Source organism: Streptococcus sp. HMSC076C09 (assembly GCF_001837905.1).
Lineage (GTDB): Bacteria > Bacillota > Bacilli > Lactobacillales > Streptococcaceae > Streptococcus > Streptococcus parasanguinis_I.
Window position 1 is genome coordinate 431 of the sequence record NZ_KV834642.1, and the last position, 17,858, is coordinate 18,288.

16 protein-coding genes and 1 pseudogene are annotated in these 17,858 nt (G+C 40.4%); 11 read left to right on the forward strand and 6 right to left on the reverse strand.

Going from position 1 to position 17,858, the window contains the following annotated elements; translation table 11 throughout:
* Positions 1-193: 193 nt before the first annotated feature.
* From HMPREF2704_RS05320 to HMPREF2704_RS10815, 3 genes and pseudogenes are all read right to left on the reverse strand, one after another.
* Positions 194-829: an ABC transporter ATP-binding protein gene (locus HMPREF2704_RS05320; protein WP_061591032.1), complete on the reverse strand. Its 636-nt coding sequence runs from the start codon at positions 827-829 to the stop codon at positions 194-196.
* A 2-nt stretch (positions 830-831) separates the two neighbouring features.
* Positions 832-2,841 (reverse strand): DUF1430 domain-containing protein, encoded by a 2,010-nt coding sequence (locus HMPREF2704_RS05325; protein WP_070464620.1) that lies wholly within the window; start codon positions 2,839-2,841, stop codon positions 832-834.
* 66 nt (positions 2,842-2,907) lie between these two features.
* Positions 2,908-3,057, reverse strand: a pseudogene (locus HMPREF2704_RS10815) (lactococcin 972 family bacteriocin); the annotation flags it as partial.
* Positions 3,058-3,227: 170 nt separating this feature from the next.
* On the opposite strand from HMPREF2704_RS10815, the gene HMPREF2704_RS05330 reads away from it, so the two are divergent.
* From HMPREF2704_RS05330 to HMPREF2704_RS05340, 3 genes are all read left to right on the forward strand, one after another.
* The gene (locus HMPREF2704_RS05330; protein ID WP_070464624.1) at positions 3,228-4,076 is read left to right on the forward strand and encodes a helix-turn-helix domain-containing protein; all 849 of its coding nucleotides are present in this window, start codon (positions 3,228-3,230) and stop codon (positions 4,074-4,076) included.
* 501 nt (positions 4,077-4,577) lie between these two features.
* Positions 4,578-5,711 (forward strand): hypothetical protein, encoded by a 1,134-nt coding sequence (locus HMPREF2704_RS05335; RefSeq protein WP_070464629.1) that lies wholly within the window; start codon positions 4,578-4,580, stop codon positions 5,709-5,711.
* A 14-nt stretch (positions 5,712-5,725) separates the two neighbouring features.
* A complete protein-coding gene (locus HMPREF2704_RS05340) occupies positions 5,726-6,616 on the forward strand; it encodes a C39 family peptidase (RefSeq protein ID WP_070464630.1) in 891 nt (296 codons plus the stop codon).
* Between the two features lie 72 nt (positions 6,617-6,688).
* Here the strand turns inward: HMPREF2704_RS05340 and rpmG are convergent, their stop codons facing one another.
* Positions 6,689-6,838 (reverse strand): 50S ribosomal protein L33, encoded by a 150-nt coding sequence (gene rpmG / locus HMPREF2704_RS05345; RefSeq protein ID WP_001265622.1) that lies wholly within the window; start codon positions 6,836-6,838, stop codon positions 6,689-6,691.
* 15 nt (positions 6,839-6,853) lie between these two features.
* Positions 6,854-7,036, reverse strand: coding sequence for a 50S ribosomal protein L32 (gene rpmF / locus HMPREF2704_RS05350; RefSeq protein ID WP_003009516.1), 183 nt, complete (start codon positions 7,034-7,036; stop codon positions 6,854-6,856).
* Between the two features lie 214 nt (positions 7,037-7,250).
* Between rpmF and ilvD the strand changes: the two genes are divergently transcribed.
* On the forward strand, positions 7,251-8,954 hold the full coding sequence (ilvD, locus tag HMPREF2704_RS05355; RefSeq protein WP_070845914.1) for a dihydroxy-acid dehydratase: 1,704 nt from the start codon (positions 7,251-7,253) through the stop codon (positions 8,952-8,954).
* 533 nt (positions 8,955-9,487) lie between these two features.
* Positions 9,488-10,762 carry a uracil-xanthine permease family protein gene (locus HMPREF2704_RS05360; RefSeq protein ID WP_003011521.1) on the forward strand — a complete coding sequence of 425 codons (1,275 nt, stop codon included), beginning with the start codon at positions 9,488-9,490 and terminating at the stop codon, positions 10,760-10,762.
* A gap of 161 nt (positions 10,763-10,923) precedes the next feature.
* Here the strand turns inward: HMPREF2704_RS05360 and HMPREF2704_RS05365 are convergent, their stop codons facing one another.
* Positions 10,924-11,265: a metal-sulfur cluster assembly factor gene (locus tag HMPREF2704_RS05365; RefSeq protein ID WP_003010891.1), complete on the reverse strand. Its 342-nt coding sequence runs from the start codon at positions 11,263-11,265 to the stop codon at positions 10,924-10,926.
* A gap of 170 nt (positions 11,266-11,435) precedes the next feature.
* On the opposite strand from HMPREF2704_RS05365, the gene hisS reads away from it, so the two are divergent.
* The 6 genes from hisS (at position 11,436) to HMPREF2704_RS05395 (ending at position 17,416) form a co-directional block, all read left to right on the forward strand.
* Positions 11,436-12,719, forward strand: a complete 1,284-nt coding sequence (hisS, locus tag HMPREF2704_RS05370; RefSeq protein ID WP_070464633.1) for a histidine--tRNA ligase — start codon at positions 11,436-11,438, stop codon at positions 12,717-12,719.
* A 180-nt stretch (positions 12,720-12,899) separates the two neighbouring features.
* Positions 12,900-14,384: a threonine synthase gene (gene thrC, locus HMPREF2704_RS05375; RefSeq protein WP_070464636.1), complete on the forward strand. Its 1,485-nt coding sequence runs from the start codon at positions 12,900-12,902 to the stop codon at positions 14,382-14,384.
* Positions 14,385-14,434: 50 nt separating this feature from the next.
* The gene (locus HMPREF2704_RS05380) at positions 14,435-15,715 is read left to right on the forward strand and encodes an MATE family efflux transporter (RefSeq protein WP_070464639.1); all 1,281 of its coding nucleotides are present in this window, start codon (positions 14,435-14,437) and stop codon (positions 15,713-15,715) included.
* Positions 15,712-16,341 carry an HAD-IA family hydrolase gene (locus HMPREF2704_RS05385; RefSeq protein WP_070845916.1) on the forward strand — a complete coding sequence of 210 codons (630 nt, stop codon included), beginning with the start codon at positions 15,712-15,714 and terminating at the stop codon, positions 16,339-16,341. Before HMPREF2704_RS05380 ends, HMPREF2704_RS05385 begins: the two co-directional genes overlap by 4 nt.
* A gap of 268 nt (positions 16,342-16,609) precedes the next feature.
* Positions 16,610-17,038, forward strand: coding sequence for a MarR family winged helix-turn-helix transcriptional regulator (locus HMPREF2704_RS05390; protein WP_070845918.1), 429 nt, complete (start codon positions 16,610-16,612; stop codon positions 17,036-17,038).
* Positions 17,039-17,053: 15 nt separating this feature from the next.
* A complete protein-coding gene (locus HMPREF2704_RS05395; RefSeq protein WP_003009544.1) occupies positions 17,054-17,416 on the forward strand; it encodes a DUF1304 domain-containing protein in 363 nt (120 codons plus the stop codon).
* The last annotated feature ends 442 nt before the right edge of the window (positions 17,417-17,858 follow it).

The window sequence follows — 17,858 nt, forward strand, 5'->3', positions numbered from 1 at the left end:
TCTCTACGACTATAGATTAAAAATGTATACACTTTTATACAAATAGTAGAAAAGGACTCAGTCCTGTGCAATACAGAACTAAATCCTTTGGATAAATTATTAATCTAACTATTTGGGTGCACTTAACCTTCGGGATGTTTTGTCAGGAAATGAATATGTAACGTAATGAAAATCTGTGCTATTACCCTATTCTTCATTGACTAGTTTTTAGGCTTACCACTTGATCAGCTTGTTTCCAAATGGTTGGATTATGTGTTGCAATAATGATCAGACGTTCCTTATTTTTTAATGTTAGGAGTAAGTCCATAATCTCCTGTGAGGTCTCAGGATCAAGAGCGGCAGTTAATTCATCTGCCAAAATTAGAGGAGGATCTTTTAAAATGATTTTTGCCAAGGCTACACGTTGTGCTTCTCCTCCAGAAAGCTCATATACTTTTTGATCTAGTTGAATATAAGATAGTCCTACTCTATCTAATACTTCTTCTTTGGTCTCTCTCTTTTTTTGTTTGTCTAATTTATGACCAATTAATCCCAAATCTAAATTTTCTGAAACAGTTTTATTATCGATAAGTCCAAAATTCTGGAAGAGATAACCGAGTTCATTTCTGAAATAGTTTGTTGGTTTAATCTTTCGTAAATCTTTTCCTTTATATTGAATACTTCCCTGATCATAAGGTTCTAGCTTGGCTACCATATTTAGTAAGGTTGTTTTGCCACAACCACTATTTCCGATAAGAGCATAGACTTTACCTGCATCAAAATTTAAGTTCAAATCACTAAATACCGTCCGGTTCCCAAAGGTTTTTGTTAGTTGATGGATCTTAATCATTTCTATGCTCCTTTCAATATAATACTAGCCATCCTATCTTCCTTACGAGAACGATGCATTAGTATTAAAATAGAATTCAAACCAAAGACGCAAGAGGTTAGAAAGACTACCCAAAGTTTATTTGTTAGCAAAAGACCAATAGCCCCTCCCAAAATGAAGATAACTATTTGCCAGATAAAAAATTTCTGGTGTAACTCAAAAAAATTTAATCCTGATATTTTCTTAATAAGAATAGTTTTACGAAATTCTTCAAAGTAGAGGATTGTCATTGTATTAAAGAGTAGAATTGAGGTAGCAATACCGAGAAAACCACCAGCAATGATTGTCAATATTTCAACTTGAATGTTGTGACTCATACCACGATAAACATAATAGGCAAGATCATACTGACTGATATATTTCTTTATTCCACCTTGTTCAACTAGTTTTTTAGTGGCATCCAAACCTTTAAAATACAGATAATCAGATGGATAAGTGAAGAAATCATTTCGATTTTTTCCAAAAGAGCTTGGTTTAAGGACAATAAGTATAGGATCACTTAGAAATTGTTGATATGAGATTGGTGTAGAATTATATACGAAACGCTTCTTATTGTTTGAAATATAGAAAACACGAGCTTTCATAGCCTGTTGAATTTTATTTCCCTTATCGTTTCGAATCGCTAGGAAATCTTCATAAATTTGACGCAATTTATCTTCTTGATCTTTTAATTTTTCAGGCAATAGTAGTCCAAATTCTCCTTCTCCAAGGCTATTAATGCTCTTCTTATCTTCTTCATTTAATTCTACATTCTGAACATCTAGATAATTAGGAGTCACATATAAGCTATTAGCATACGGATTGTAGTCATTTATCGACATTTTTCCCATTAAGGGATGTGAAGACAGACCTTTTAGATCGAATGATGCTAATGGATGCTGAACAAGCATTCCTCCATTCTGAATGCCAGTTTCTATGAAGTTTTTCCATTGTTCTTCCAACATTTTTCTACTATCCTGATTTCTAGCCTCTGCCCCAAACTCCCTATTTGTTGAAAGCAATACCCAATCTTTTTGATTTGACCATGCTGTATCTCCAGCCTGATGCAATTGCCAAATAGTTGAATAGATACTTGTTCTATGAATGGTAAGTACTATTAAAAGAAAAGCAACCAATTGCCCCAAGTAAAGAATACCCATAATCGGTTTCAAAGGTAACTTTCCTTTGAGTAAAGAAACCAAATGTACCGCTTTAATACTTAAAACATAAAGAAAGCTAAAGAGTATAGAAAGGAACAAAAGTAACAAATTATAAGTTATGCTAGCTGAAAAAATAACTGGAATAGAAAATGGTGTGATATGGAATAGACTTACACCACAGATTCCAAGAAAAACCCCTGTAATTATCCCTAAAAGTAAATCTCCACAATCACTAATAATTGAGTTTCCAAAAATCTGAGTTAGGTGCAATCCAGAAATATATCGAATCCCAACTGTTCGCATTTCCTTGGTTTTTTGAATAATCATTAAGGCTATAAAAGTTAGTAGAAAAATGACCAAAACGAGTAATTGACTACCATTTCCCATATACGTAAATAAGCTAAGAAAAATATTTGGATATGAAACAAATGTTTGTGTGAAACCCAATGATTGAAGTTCATGATTTAATCTATCTAGAGTGAGATTTCCAGATAAAATATAATAATTGGACAATAAGCCACTATTGTAAAAATCTTCTTCACTAGCTTTAACAAGGCCATTTGGGATATGGCCAGATCCAAATATTGCATAGGAAAAATGAACCTTACCTTTATCGTCTATTGTTTCAATTTGTTCACCAATCACACTGTCTGTTTCATTTGCTAATTGATCTAAACTGTATTTTACCTGATCTTTTGATACCTCTTTGTTCTGGGAAAGAATAGCAATAGCTGGAAAACTATTGTGAATAACCACATATGAGGTTGAAAAACAAATCCAAAGTAGAAAACTTGTTATAAAGATATTTGAAAGGATGACAAAGAAGCGCTTCATACTTTACTCACTTTCTAAAATTTTCATGAATTGTAATATAATCTTTTCTATGAGCTATGAATTTTTTTAAAATCCGTAATTAAAATATACTGTTTCACCAAAATTTCTATTTATAAAAGCTCTTGAGGTCTGATGAGAAGGAGCGTAAGCATATGATGATTTACTATCTCTTGCACGAGTTACGCTTGACCAGTGATATTTGTAATCATGGTAATAATTTGAAAATGCACCCCAGTTATTTGGATTGTGAAAGCATTAATACAAAAAATAAATAGTGATTTTCTTTTGCATATCTGTACCTCCTTTTTCTATATATATGATATACTAAACACATAACGAAGTGTAAAAATGTAACATTTATACACATAATTAGAGGTGAAGTTGTTATGCGTTGGGATTACGGTACGATCTATAAAAAAATACGGAAGTCAAAACATATTAGTCAAGAGGAAGTTTGCCAGGATTACACTTCAAGAGCGCACTTGTCGCGTATTGAATCGAACCAAGTAGTGCCTAGTTTTGAGTTGATGGAGCATCTTCTAAAGCAAGTTGGCCTAGATTTCGAAGAATTTCGATATATATGCCATTCTTACCACCATTCCGATAGAGAAGAAATTATCTTATTGGCAGAAGATAACAATGCCTACCAATCAAATGATAAATTATTGGAACTGAAGAATAAGAGTGTAGCTTATTTAAAAAAACATCCTAATGATATTCCTGTGTCAAATATACTAAAGAGAGTAGAGGTCATTCTTTGTTTACGAGAATCTGGTCCAAATGAGAAGGCAAGAATGATGGCCACGGAAGCTTGGAACGAAATCAAAAATCAGGATGTCTGGTATCATAGTGACCTCAAATTAATTGTCGTTATTTTATTTACACTTCCACTAGAAACAGTGATTTCTATCTGTGATGAAGTGATAGATAGGCTCAATGATTACTCTGATTATACAGAAATTCTTCCCACCAAGTATAAATTACTCTCAAATTTAGCTAGTATTTTTCTGTGGAATGGTTTGATGGAGAAATGTACGAGGATTAGTTATCTATTGTTAGATACGGCAAAAAAAAGTAAGCGATATGATTTTCTAGGAAATGCTAAAGTTACACTTGGAATTTGTTTAACGGATAAAAAGTTGGTCGATGAAGGATTGCAGCTACTCGAATTAACGGATGAAAAAACACTGTTGGAAGCATGTCAGTCAGATGTGAATCGCTTTTTCAAGGAATGAGTTTCTAAATGGATTTAGTCATAAAACGGTTTGAAGATATAATCGACATATTGTTGTATCCATGCTCAATGGTTATTGGGTAAGGGATGGCAACCTACACATTATCCCGTTAGATCAGCTAGTTAAGCAATATTTGAAAAAATGATCATTTAATTTAACAAATAATAATTTTGAATTGCACCTCAAATGTTAGAGTTCATCTAATATTTGAGGTGTTTTTAATATGAAATACAATTATTTTCAATTATCAAATAAAGAGATTTCCGTTCAGAAGACTTTGATAGCATAGTTTGAACCACTAAATACTGGGGAAAATATTTTGAGTTCATTTATCTAGTTATACAATGTGTATATAAGAGACAATTTGACATTTGCTTTTTTATTTTGTGTATTATTATTCTAGAAAGAAAAAAATAGATTTCAATTTTAAAATCGTTCGTTATCTTTTTATTGTAGATAAATAGGTAATGAAGTAATGCTTAAGTCAGGAGGTATAGGCTGATGAAGAAAAAAGATCTTGTCAAACAAAAATTTTTAACTTTTATCATCCTTGGTATTATCATTCTCTTATCAGCCTGCACTCTTGTAGGACCACAAAAAAAATCTCCTTCCGGTAGTACCAATGTGTCTAGGAAAATAGGATTCGAGGAAAGAAAGGCAGAAGATTTATTAAAAAATTCTATTTCTATCCCTTATCCAGATGGGAAAATCTTTACACCTACCGCGCTGTCAAATGATGGGATTGCTTATGGCGAGGCTGTTGACCAAGGACACGAAGATCAGAATTATCTTGCCAGTATAAATTTACATACCAAGGAATTTCAAAAGATAAAAGATGTTGAAAAGACATCTAATCTGACTCATGTAGCTGTTAGCTATGTAGATCATGATATTGTTGTTTTTGAAGAGTATGATCAACTCAATCAGACAGGGATTTACTATCTTTGGAAGATAAAAGACAAATCTTTAACGACACTGATCGATAGGAGACCTATTGGAACGGTTCCAGTTACTCAAGTAGCTCGATCCAACCAGAAACTCTTTATAAATTATGAAGTAGGCGATAGCCTATATCAAATTGAAGAATTTGACCTTGAAACAGGGACTCATCAGACGATTGAATCAGAAAATAGCGGTTTTCCGACTGTCTTTAAAGATCACTTGTATTATGTACAAATTGATAATACAGCTTTAACTACAAAAATTGTAGCCTACTCCTTAAATGATGGGCAGAAAAAAGTTATAGATCAAACAAAGGATGATCAACGCTATTATGTCGATTTATTGACGAACGGGCACAATCTCCTTTACTTGGTTGCAAATAATAAAGATGCTTCGCTTACCTTCGAAAATAAAAACCATAAAAAGATATTTTCTACTTCACAGGCAGAAACCTCCATATATCGCAATATTTATCTCACATATATGGGAGAAAGAAGAAGTGAGGAGCGTGTTAAATCTCAATATTATTTGTGGGATTTAAAGCATCGGATTCATTATTTATATGATCATGGCCCCATTTTACTATCGGATAAAGGGATTCTATGGATTCAATTCAAAAAGAAGGATAGTGAGATTCCAAAAGGTGAAATCTATCGAAATGAATACTCCGTAATGCGCTATCAGGAATGGTAGAAAGGAGAAAAATCATGAGAAAAGTTCATTTATTTCTTGTATTTCTAGCTTTGCTTGGTTTATCTGGCTGTACAGAGACACAAAAAGAAAGCCAAACAAGTCCTTCCAGCTCTCGTAAGGTCACATCTGCTTCATCAACAACAGTTAGTGTAAAAACAAAGGAGCGTACAGAACCTAATCCTCCAATGCCAGCAGAAGTAGCAGAGCGATTAAAAATCAAGGAAGACGGCGCAGAAGTTGGAACTCAGCAAACTTTGCCATCTTCAAAACAGGAACAAGTTTCAATGCCAGAGAACACGCAACCTTCTCAATCGCTCAAGCAAGAATCATCTAGCAAAGAGAATCAAGTGATCCGAAAACTATTGCCTATTCCTCTAAAACTTCAAGAAGAATGGTATTTCTGTGCTCCGGCGACAGTCCATATGATGCTGGCTAGTCGAGGGGTTAGCGTCTCTCAACATCAATTAGCTAAGGAAATGGGGACTTATAATCCCTATGGGACTCATAATCGAGATGCGATTCGCGTCTTGAATCAGAATCTATTTGGCTATCCAGAACCAAGTGGAAACCAAGCAGGTTATCGACTAGCTACTGTAACAGACGCTCGTCCAGGTTCTGAAGATGTCCGCCTCTTTAAAGAACGCGTGCGCAAAGATATTGATGATGGCTATCCTCTCTATTACACCTTTAATGTAGCTCAAATCTATCCTGGAAAACGTGGGGAACATAATGTGATTGGAGTAGGCTATGAATTAACAGCAGATAGCAAGGACATCGCAGCAATCTATTATCTAGACCCCGATACACATGTACAGGATCCAACCTATGGAGGCTTGAAGAAACTGACACCAGAGGAGCTGTTAGCAGCAATGGCTACGTGTGGTGAGAAAAATTATGCTTGGTGAAAAAGTAAGTCGTGAAATGAATAAAAGAAAAAAGCCTTTGAAACATTGATTTCAAAGGCTTTTTAAACTCTATTATTTAACTTCTGTAAACACAACGTGTTTGCGAAGTTTTGGTGAGTATTTCTTCAATTGAAGACGGTCTGGAGTGTTACGTTTGTTTTTAGAAGTAAGGTACAAGCGTTCACCAGATTCTTTGTGTTCAAGTGTAATATTTACGCGCATGGTATCTCCCTTCTATTATTCAGCTGATGCAGCTTTAGCGATCTTACGTCCTTTGTAGTATCCTTTAAGTGATACACGGTGTGAACGTGAGTAATCTCCAGTTGCTTCGTCAAAGTTTACAGATGGAGCTGTTACTTTGTAGTGCGTACGACGTTTGTTTTTCTTCGCTTTTGATGTGCGACGTGCAGGTACTGCCATTTCGTTTTTCTCCTTTTAAGATATAAATTCAATTAGGTTTGATTTTCATCAACTGTAACAGTATAACAAAACTTTTTTGTAAAGTAAAGTTACTTGACAAAAAAAATGAAATTTTTGGGAAAAGTTTCTTCTCCCTAGTTGATCTCAAAGTTTGGATCTGTCTTTGGGCCTTCTTTTATGCTATAATGGTAAAAAATGGAACGAGAGGAATGACATGACAGAATTAGACAAACGCCATCGTAGTAGTGTCTACGATAGCATGGTAAAATCTCCCAACCGTGCCATGCTTCGCGCGACGGGAATGACCGATGAAAGCTTTGAGAAACCGATTGTCGGAGTGATTTCGACATGGGCGGAAAATACCCCTTGTAACATCCACCTTCACGATTTTGGAAAACTGGCCAAAGAAGGTGTGAAAGATGCAGGAGCTTGGCCGGTTCAATTCGGAACCATTACGGTTGCGGATGGGATCGCTATGGGGACACCAGGAATGCGCTTCTCTTTGACGTCACGTGATATCATTGCGGATTCTATCGAAGCTGCTATGGGCGGTCACAACGTGGATGCTTTTGTAGCCATCGGGGGCTGTGATAAGAACATGCCTGGTTCCATGATTGCCATTGCCAATATGGATATCCCAGCGATCTTTGCCTACGGTGGGACCATTGCTCCAGGGAATCTCGATGGAAAAAATATCGACTTGGTTTCTGTTTTCGAAGGTATCGGGAAATGGAATCACGGTGATATGACCGCTGAAGAAGTGAAGCAATTAGAGTGTAATGCCTGCCCTGGCCCTGGTGGCTGTGGTGGGATGTATACGGCCAATACCATGGCGACAGCGATCGAGGTCCTTGGGATGAGCTTACCAGGTTCCTCTTCTCACCCTGCTGAATCAGCTGATAAAAAGGCCGATATCGAAGAAGCAGGTCGTGCTGTTGTCAAGATGTTGGAAATGGGACTGAAACCATCTGACATCTTAACTCGTGAAGCCTTTGAAGATGCGATTACAGTGACTATGGCGCTGGGTGGCTCCACCAATGCGACCCTTCACTTGCTCGCGATCGCTCATGCGGCCAACGTTGATTTGACACTTGAAGACTTCAATGATTTCCAAGAGCGTGTGCCTCACTTGGCAGACTTGAAACCTTCTGGTCAATACGTCTTCCAAGATCTTTACAATGTCGGTGGTGTGCCAGCCGTCATGAAATATCTTCTTAAGAATGGTTTCCTTCATGGGGATCGCATCACATGTACTGGTAAAACAGTAGCTGAGAACTTGGAAGCCTTTGCTGATTTGACACCAGGTCAAAAAGTCATCATGCCACTTGAAAATCCAAAACGTGCGGATGGTCCATTGATCATCTTGAAAGGGAACTTGGCTCCAGAAGGGGCGGTTGCCAAAGTATCAGGTGTGAAAGTTCGTAACATCACTGGTCCTGCTAAGGTCTTTGACTCAGAAGAAGCTGCCATTGAAGCGGTTCTTTCGGATGAAATTGTGGATGGCGACGTTGTTGTTGTTCGTTTCGTGGGTCCTAAGGGTGGTCCTGGTATGCCGGAAATGCTGTCCTTGTCATCCATGATCGTTGGTAAAGGCCAAGGAGACAAGGTGGCCCTCTTGACAGACGGACGCTTCTCTGGTGGTACGTATGGTCTCGTTGTTGGACACATCGCGCCTGAAGCTCAGGTCGGCGGTCCAATCGCCTACCTCCACACAGGGGATCTGGTAACAGTTGACCAAGATACCAAAGAAATCACCATGCACGTCTCAGACGAAGAGTTGGCGAAACGGAAAGCTGAAACAACCTTGCCACCACTGTATAGCCGTGGGGTTCTGGGTAAATACGCCCACATCGTTTCTTCAGCATCACGTGGTGCTGTAACCGACTTCTGGAATATGGAACAGTCTGGTAAACAGTAATTACAAGGACGACTTTGTCCCACCTCCGCACAGTTGAGTAGGGCTGTAAAAGCTGATGAAATCAGCGTAGTAGAGCCCACTCAACCACTGCGTCTTGCTCGACAATCCAAAGAAAATTGAGAGGCTAGGATTTTTGTCCCAGCCTCTTTTTTGGCTCAAAGTCGCTAATTTTAACCCTGTCGCTGAATCGTATGAATATTACTTTTTTGGGGATTTGAGTGTATCATCTGTCATTTTTCTTGTAAATCCGTCTATAATTTGCTATAATTGTGACTAATCGAATCAATCCTTTAATACTGTCCAGAGAGGCAGGCAAGGAGCTATGGAAATGAAAGGCCTGGGAAGACCAGCCTATATTTTGTGTATCTCCTTGTTGTGGGGGATTTTTTTGTATAGTTGAAAAGTGGTTTGATAAAAAAGAAATCGTCGATGATGGAAGTAGGGAGTGCATCCTTATGATTTGGTCATCGAAGGTAGACGTTTTTGTTCAGCCATAGCTTGTCGCATCTTAATTTTAGGAGGTTTTTACGATCGTGAATGACGTTAAATATGATGTGAATGATATGCCAAAACCTGGTTTATTGGTTGGTTTATCTTTCCAGCATTTGTTTGCCATGTTTGGGGCGACAGTGCTGGTGCCGATTTTGGTTGGGATTGATCCTGCCATTGCTTTGTTCTCATCTGGTTTGGGGACCTTGGCTCACTTGACCGTGACCAAGTATAAGATCCCTGCTTACATGGGGTCTAGTTTTGCTTATATTGCAGCGATGCAAATGCTGATGAAGTCAGATGGGATCGCGGCAGTTGCCCAGGGTGCCATGGCGGGTGGTTTGGTCTACTTGTTTGTAGCTCTGATTGTTAAGCATGCGGGTAAAGATTGGATTAATAAGGTCCTTCCACCAATCGTGGTTGGTCCCATTATCATGGTAATTGGTTTGAGTCTTGCGAAGAATGCCGTCACTGATGCGACAACCTTAAATAATAGCTACAGCGGCTATGCTCTATTGATTTCGATGGTGACCCTCTTTGCGGTTATCCTCTTTAACATGTATGGCAAGAAGATTGTCGGTGTCGTCCCAATTTTACTTGGATTAATTGTGGGCTATATTTTCTCATTGGCTCTTGGTTTGCTGACAGGACATAGTTTTGTCAATTTCTCAGAGGTAAGTGCGGCGCATTGGATTCAAGTTCCAAACTTTGACATTCCATTTGTGGATTATAGTTTTAAGCTCTATCCAAGTGCGATTTTGACCATGGCTCCGATTGCCTTTGTGACCATGACGGAACATTTTGGCCACCTCATGGTTTTAAATAGTTTGACTGAGCGTGATTACTTCAAGGATCCAGGGCTTGACCATACGCTTACTGGTGATGGCTTGGCACAGATTATTGCTGGATTCTTTGGAGCTCCTCCAGTAACTTCTTATGGGGAAAACATTGGGGTTATGGCCCTTAGTAAGGTCTACTCAGTTTACGTTATTTCAGGCGCAGCAGTGATTGCGGTTGTCATGAGCTTTATTGGGAAGCTATCAGCACTCTTGCACTCTATTCCAACTCCTGTATTGGGAGGTTTGTCTATTGCCCTCTTTGGGGTTATCGCTGCTAGTGGTTTGAAAATTTTAGTTGAACATAAGATTGATTTTGATAATAAAAAGAATCTCTTGATTGCAAGTGTGATCTTGGTATCAGGGATCGGTGGTTTGATGATTGACCTCGGTGGTCTTCAAATCACGGGTGTGGCAACGTCAACAATTCTTGGAATTGTGTTGTATCAAATCCTTCCAGAACCAAAAGCTGACGAGGCTTAGTCCATTCTGGTAGTGAAAAAGTTTGAATGGATTCAATCATTATAAAAAACGAGGAACAAACTCTGATGGCAGAGTTTGTTCCTCGTTTTTTTATGATGGATTGGACTTCCAAAGAGGCCTTCCTTCATTAGTTGACTTCATTTTTAAAAAGGTAATGTTTATTATCGTGGTGGAAGGCCAAGGGCGATGCGCCCGTATCGGCTGATTCGTGTAATTTTCCAAGCGGGTGACCAAGTCACTTCAACCTTGACATCTTCGATCCCCTCGATTTCTTTTAGGCGAGCGACGATCTCGATCGGAAGGCTCTCAGCACAGCTACAAGCCGTATCGGTAAAGGTCATAACCACCTTGCAAGTGCCGGCTTCATCTAGATGGATCTCGTAGATCAGTCCTAGGTTATAGACATCTAACTCAACATCGGTATCAAATACAAGCTCCAATTTTTCGATTAACGGCTTCTCTAGTGCCAGGGCGCGGTCATTGATTTTGATATCCTCTCTCATCGCAAGATCCTTTCAGTGTAGTATGGCTTCCATTTTCTCATAATTCGGCTGATAAGGCAAGAAGAGAAAGAGGATTTGAACGTGTCGAACGAAGGAAATTCGGTCCAGTCTCCATTTCTCTTCGAATTTGTGGTAAAATAGAGGCAAAAGTAAGACAAAGGATGAAGGCTATGAAATTACAAAAACCAAAAGGGACCCAGGATATCCTTCCTGGCGATTCAGCGAAATGGCAATATGTAGAAGGCTTTGCACGCAAGGTCTTTGCGCGATACAATTATGATGAAATCCGCACACCGATCTTCGAACATTATGAAGTCATCAGCCGTTCAGTAGGGGATACGACGGATATCGTTACCAAAGAAATGTATGATTTCTATGACAAGGGAGACCGTCATATCACGCTTCGTCCAGAAGGAACAGCTCCTGTTGTCCGCTCGTATGTAGAAAATAAACTCTTTGCGCCTGAGGTACAAAAACCAAGTAAGTTCTATTACATAGGCCCAATGTTCCGCTACGAACGTCCTCAAGCAGGTCGTTTGCGTCAATTCCACCAAATTGGGGTAGAATGCTTTGGATCGAGCAATCCTGCAACGGATGTCGAAACCATTGCCATGGCAGCGCAATTCCTGAAAGAACTAGGGATTGACAATGTGACCTTGCACTTGAACACCTTGGGAAGTCCTGCTAGTCGTCAGGCTTATCGTCAAGCCTTGATTGATTACCTCTTGCCAATGAAGGATCAATTGTCTAAGGACAGCCAACGTCGCTTAGAAGAAAATCCGCTTCGTGTCTTGGATTCAAAAGAAAAAGAAGACAAGGCGGCGGTTGAACAGGCTCCTTCCATCCTAGACTATCTTGATGAAGAAAGCCAAGCGCATTTTGATGCGGTTCGTCGGATGTTGGAAGATTTGGGGGTAGCCTATGTCATCGATACCAATATGGTGCGTGGCTTGGATTACTACAACCACACGATTTTTGAGTTCATTACAGAAATTGAAGGCAATGAATTGACAGTTTGTGCGGGTGGTCGCTATGATGGTTTGGTTGAATACTTCGGTGGCCCTGCGACAGCTGGTTTTGGATTTGGTATCGGTGTGGAACGGATCCTTCTCGTTCTTGAAAAGAAAGGCATTGAATTACCGATCGAAACAGGCCTAGATGCCTATATCGCTGTCCTAGGAGATGAGGTCAATGAAGCAGCGCTTAGCTTGGTTCAGGCCCTTCGAATCCAAGGTTTCAAGGCAGAACGTGATTACCTTGGACGCAAGCTCAAGGCACAATTTAAGTCAGCAGATGTCTTTGCGGCCAAAGCCTTGATTACCTTAGGAAGTAGTGAAGTTGAGAGCGGTCAAGTTACTGTGAAAAATAACCAAACTCGTCAAGAAGTAACGGTAGCTCTTGAAACCTTGAAGAAAGACTTCCCATCTGTTTTAGCAGAGTTGGGATTGGCTTGATCAAGTCTTGCAGACACCTGAAAAACAGATTCGCATGGGAGTAGGAGCAAAGTCGTTGCGCCTGCTCTCTTTTATCTAGCTTCTGTTTGCCGACCTTTGCCAAGATTTGGCGAAAAGCCGTTAAATTTTCTGACATTTATGATATAATGAGAAGACTACTAGTAAAGGAATGAAACAGTCATGACATTAGTTTATCAATCAACACGAGATGAAAAAAATACTGTAACAGCTAGTCAAGCCATCCTTCAAGGATTGGCGACAGATGGCGGTTTGTTTACTCCAGTCTCTTATCCTCAAGTAGAGCTGGATTTTGATACCCTCAAAGACGCTTCTTACCAAGAAGTGGCCAAGCTTGTTTTGTCAGCCTTTTTGGACGACTTTACAGCAGAAGAGTTGGACTACTGTATTTCTCATGCTTATGACAGCAAGTTTGATACCCCAGCTATTGCTCCTCTTGTCAAACTCGATGGGCAATACAACTTGGAGCTCTTCCACGGTTCCACCATTGCCTTTAAAGATATGGCTTTGTCGATCTTGCCTTACTTTATGACAACAGCAGCTAAAAAGCACGGTCTGGAAAATAAAATTGTCATCTTGACGGCGACTTCTGGAGATACAGGAAAAGCTGCGATGGCAGGTTTTGCTGATGTTCCAGGAACAGAGATCATTGTCTTTTATCCAAAAGATGGTGTCAGCAAGGTGCAAGAATTGCAAATGACGACTCAAACTGGGGACAATACCCATGTCATCGCGATCGATGGAAACTTTGACGATGCCCAAACCAATGTCAAACATATGTTCAACGATGTTGAACTACGTGAAAAATTGGCAGCCAACAAGATGCAATTCTCATCAGCCAACTCCATGAATATCGGCCGTTTGGTGCCCCAAATTGTTTATTACGTATACGCCTACGCGCAATTGGTGAAGACAGGTCAAATCACAGCGGGAGAAAAAGTCAACTTCACCGTTCCAACAGGGAACTTTGGAAATATCTTGGCAGCTTTCTATGCCAAACAAATCGGTCTTCCAGTTGGAAAATTGATCTGTGCCTCAAACGAGAACAATGTCTTGACAGACTTCTTTACAACACGTGTCTATGATAAGAAACGCAGCTTCAAAGTAACCACTAGTCCATCGATGGATATCTTGGTCTCTTCAAACTTGGAACGCTTGATCTTCCACTTGGTAGGCAATGATGCCACAAAGACCAAAGAGTTGATGGAAAGCCTCGTTGCAACAGGTCAATACCAATTGTCCGACTTTGATGCAGATATCTTAGATTTGTTTGCGGCTGCATACGCAGATGAAGCAGAAACTGCTGCAGAGATCAAGCGGGTCTATGAAGCGTCTGATTACATCGAAGACCCTCATACAGCTGTAGCATCAGCCGTTTATCAAAAATACCGGACTCAAACAGGAGATGCTGCTAAAACAGTCATTGCCTCTACAGCAAGTCCTTATAAATTCCCAGTTGTAGCAGTAGAAGCGGTGACAGGCGAGACAGGTCTAGGCGATTTCGAAGCCTTGGCCAAATTACACACCCTCTCAGGTGTTCCTGTGCCACCGGCCGTAGATGGACTTGAAACTGCGCCGGTTCGCCATCGTACAAGCGTAGCTGCTAAAGACATGCAAGCAGCAGTAGAAGACTACTTGGGACTGTAATTCTCCCTATTAGAAAGATCAAAAGAGCCGTTTGGCTCTTTTATATACTCATGAATTCATACAAAAAAATCTTAAACATTGCCCTCCCTGCCATGGGTGAAAATTTCTTACAAATGCTGATGGGTATGGTGGACTCTTATTTAGTGGCTCACCTGGGCTTGATTGCCATTTCAGGTGTTTCCGTCGCAGGAAACATCATCACCATCTATCAAGCCATCTTTTTGGCACTGGGTGCGGCAGTTGCCAGTGTTATGTCCAAAAGCTTGGGTGAAAAAAATCAAGCCAACATTGCCTACCATGCGACAGAGTCACTGAAGGTGACCTTGTTGTTGAGTGCTCTCTTAGGAGGGGCTTCGCTGTTATTTGGACGCCAGATGATTTCGCTGTTGGGGACTGAAGCTGCAGTAGCCGAAAGCGGGGGGATTTACCTTTCCTTGGTCGGCGGGACCATAGTTCTCTTAGGCTTGATGACGACCTTGGGCTCCTTGGTTCGGGTGGCCAACAATCCACGTCTTCCTATGTATGTGAGCCTGTTGACCAATGTTTTGAATGCTCTATTCTCCTCTGTGGCCATTTTCCTTTTTGGTTGGGGAATTGTCGGAGCAGCCTTGGGGACTGTGCTGGCCCGTCTGGTTGGGGTTGTCCTCTTGTGGCAAAAGGTCCGGCTACCCTTTGCCCCCCTTCGTTGGGGATTGGATCGTAAGCTCTTGAACTTAGCACTTCCAGCTGCCGGAGAGCGGCTGATGATGCGGGCTGGAGATGTGGTGATCATTGCGATCGTGGTTGCTTTTGGGACCGAGGCAGTCGCAGGAAATGCCATCGGAGAGACCCTGACCCAGTTCAACTACATGCCTGTGTTTGGAGTGGCCACAGCGACGGTCATGCTCGTAGCACGGAGCCTAGGCGAAGGGGATCTTGAGCAGATTGACCGCCTTCGAAAGCAGTCTTACTGCTTGTCCTTTGTGTTGATGTTGCCCATTGCTCTGAGTATCTTTTTTGGGGGCACCCTTCTGACCCATCTCTACACACAAGATACAAAAGCGGTAGAAGCTAGTCTATCGGTTGTCCTCTTTTCTTTGTTGGGAACGCCGTTTACAGCAGGAACGGTCATCTATACAGCTGTTTGGCAAGGCTTGGGAAATGGGAAACTTCCATTTTATGCAACGACGATTGGTATGTGGGTCATTCGAATTGGAGCCGGTTATCTGCTTGGAGTAACCCTTGGCTTTGGCCTTCCAGGGGTCTGGACGGGGACACTGCTCGACAATGGCTTTCGTTGGCTATTTTTGAGTCAGCTATATAGACGAAAAGTAGGAGAGAAGAAAAAATGACAAAACAAGCCTTTATTTGGGATTTGGATGGGACCTTGCTAGATTCCTATGATGCTATTCTGGCAGGTCTTGAGGAGACCTATGCAACTTATCAGCTTCCATTTGACCGAGCCAGCATTAAAGACTACATCTTGAAGCATTCGGTTCAAGATCTTTTAGTAGCCGTGGCGGAAGAGTATCATCTGGATGTGACGGACTTAAATCAGCGTCGAGCAGAAAGTCTAGCAGAGAAAAATGCCCAGGTCCTTCTGATGGATGGGGCGCGTGATGTCCTATCCTGGGCACAAGAAGCTGGAATTGAGCAGTTTGTCTATACCCATAAGGGAGAGAACGCCTTTGTCATCCTGCGGGACTTGGGTTTGGAATCTTTTTTTACAGAGATTTTGACCAGTCAAAGTGGTTTTGCTCGCAAGCCTGACCCAGAAGCTGCCAGGTATCTGATGGAGAAGTACGGGGTGGAGCCAGAAAATACCTACTATATTGGGGATCGGAGCCTGGATATTGACTTTGCAAGAAATAGCCAGATTCAGAGTATCAATTTTTTGACGTCTGACTATCAAGGCAATCATCAGATGAACACCTTACTAGATATTCCAGGTATTTTAAACGCTGAAAAGAATCTGTAAAGAATTTGTTTTCATTTTGAAATAAAGTCGTAAGCTTTCTTTAAGAAATGTCCGCTATAATAGAAGCATAAACAAAGACCTCCTAACTTTGTTTAGAAAAATCCTAAAACTTTTCTTTTTCATAATAATCTCCCTAAGAGTCGCCAAATCAGGCGGCTTTTTTTGTGCGAAAAAACAGTACAAGCTCTTTTCCTTGCTAGGATAGAAGAAAAAGTTTATAATTGACCTATCAATTATTGATTTATCAAAAATAATACGGAGAAGGAATATGGCAGAAATAAATGATTTGCTCTACCAACTACGCTTGGCGGATCAATCAACTACGCAACTTTTTGAAAAGTGCCTAGGGATTAGCTTAACACGTTATCAAATTTTGCAGGATTTATTAGAACAAGCACCTTGCAATCAGATCGCGGTTCAGGAGCGCTTGCAGATTGATCCAGCGGCTTTAACCCGGCATTTCAAAATATTGGAAAAGGAAGGATTTGTCCATCGGAGTCGAAATCCAAAGAATCATCGGGAAATCTTAATTCATTTGACGGATACGGCCTATAATCGTTTGGTCAAACATCCCCCTCGCCATCATGTGGCGGTGAAAGAACAGATGAGTCGGATTTTAACTGCTCAAGAACAAGAGCAATTTTCTTACCTGCTGGACAAATTAGTATCTGGCATTGAACAAATAACAGTTGAATAAAAAGGAGAATCTACGATGTCATTACTGACGATTATTTTAGCAAGTCTTGCTGCACTGGAGCATTTGTATATTTTTTATTTGGAGAGCATCAGAACCACATCTGATACCACAAGTCGGGTTTTCAACATGGATAAAGAAGAACTCGCTCGCCCATCTGTGACTTCTTTATTTAAGAATCAAGGGATATACAATGCCTTGATTGGGGTGTTCCTCTTGTATGGATTGTTTGTCTCTAAAAATAGTGAAGTTGTTACAATTTTTGTGCTTTTTATTATTGGAGCTGCGGCCTACGGTGCGATGACAGCCAATAAAAAGATTATCTTGACCCAAGGTGGTCCTGCAATTTTAGCTTTATTGAGTATCCTATTGTTGGGATAAAAAGGACGGGCCGCTAGGGCTCTTTGAGCTGATTTTATTAAATAAGTGTAGAAAAAAGTATAAAAAAAGACTAAAAATTTTATTGACTTTCTAAGAAAAAGGGTTATAATGGTAGCAACAGAAAAGTAATGAGTCAGCTATTTTCAGGGAGCTTGTGGGAATTGTGAACAAGCAATAGCGACTGATGAAAATTGGACTGTTATGATTAATGAATTCTAACCCATGTGAATTCGGTTGGCACCCCTTACCGTGCAACTCCTTGATAGAGGAGATAGAGATGTAGGGAAAGACCAGCTATTTTTCCCTATAAAAGAGGTGGTACCGCGGACACTACGCCCTCACACAGTTTTTGTGTGAGGGCTTTTCTATGTGCCTTAGCAAGCGAAGCGAGCTTAGGCACATTGATCCCAAAGCGAGAATTGAGCGATGGGATACCCTTGCT

Bases quoted from the DNA above. Each gene is read 5' to 3' on its own strand.
- HMPREF2704_RS05320 (WP_061591032.1), bottom strand. From the start codon at position 829: ATGATTAAGATCCATCAACTAACAAAAACCTTTGGGAACCGGACGGTA.
- HMPREF2704_RS05325 (WP_070464620.1), bottom strand. From the start codon at position 2,841: ATGAAGCGCTTCTTTGTCATCCTTTCAAATATCTTTATAACAAGTTTT.
- HMPREF2704_RS05330 (WP_070464624.1), top strand. From the start codon at position 3,228: ATGCGTTGGGATTACGGTACGATCTATAAAAAAATACGGAAGTCAAAA.
- HMPREF2704_RS05335 (WP_070464629.1), top strand. From the start codon at position 4,578: ATGAAGAAAAAAGATCTTGTCAAACAAAAATTTTTAACTTTTATCATC.
- HMPREF2704_RS05340 (WP_070464630.1), top strand. From the start codon at position 5,726: ATGAGAAAAGTTCATTTATTTCTTGTATTTCTAGCTTTGCTTGGTTTA.
- rpmG (WP_001265622.1), bottom strand. From the start codon at position 6,838: ATGCGCGTAAATATTACACTTGAACACAAAGAATCTGGTGAACGCTTG.
- rpmF (WP_003009516.1), bottom strand. From the start codon at position 7,036: ATGGCAGTACCTGCACGTCGCACATCAAAAGCGAAGAAAAACAAACGT.
- ilvD (WP_070845914.1), top strand. From the start codon at position 7,251: ATGACAGAATTAGACAAACGCCATCGTAGTAGTGTCTACGATAGCATG.
- HMPREF2704_RS05365 (WP_003010891.1), bottom strand. From the start codon at position 11,265: ATGAGAGAGGATATCAAAATCAATGACCGCGCCCTGGCACTAGAGAAG.
- hisS (WP_070464633.1), top strand. From the start codon at position 11,436: ATGAAATTACAAAAACCAAAAGGGACCCAGGATATCCTTCCTGGCGAT.
- thrC (WP_070464636.1), top strand. From the start codon at position 12,900: ATGACATTAGTTTATCAATCAACACGAGATGAAAAAAATACTGTAACA.
- HMPREF2704_RS05380 (WP_070464639.1), top strand. From the start codon at position 14,435: ATGAATTCATACAAAAAAATCTTAAACATTGCCCTCCCTGCCATGGGT.
- HMPREF2704_RS05385 (WP_070845916.1), top strand. From the start codon at position 15,712: ATGACAAAACAAGCCTTTATTTGGGATTTGGATGGGACCTTGCTAGAT.
- HMPREF2704_RS05390 (WP_070845918.1), top strand. From the start codon at position 16,610: ATGGCAGAAATAAATGATTTGCTCTACCAACTACGCTTGGCGGATCAA.
- HMPREF2704_RS05395 (WP_003009544.1), top strand. From the start codon at position 17,054: ATGTCATTACTGACGATTATTTTAGCAAGTCTTGCTGCACTGGAGCAT.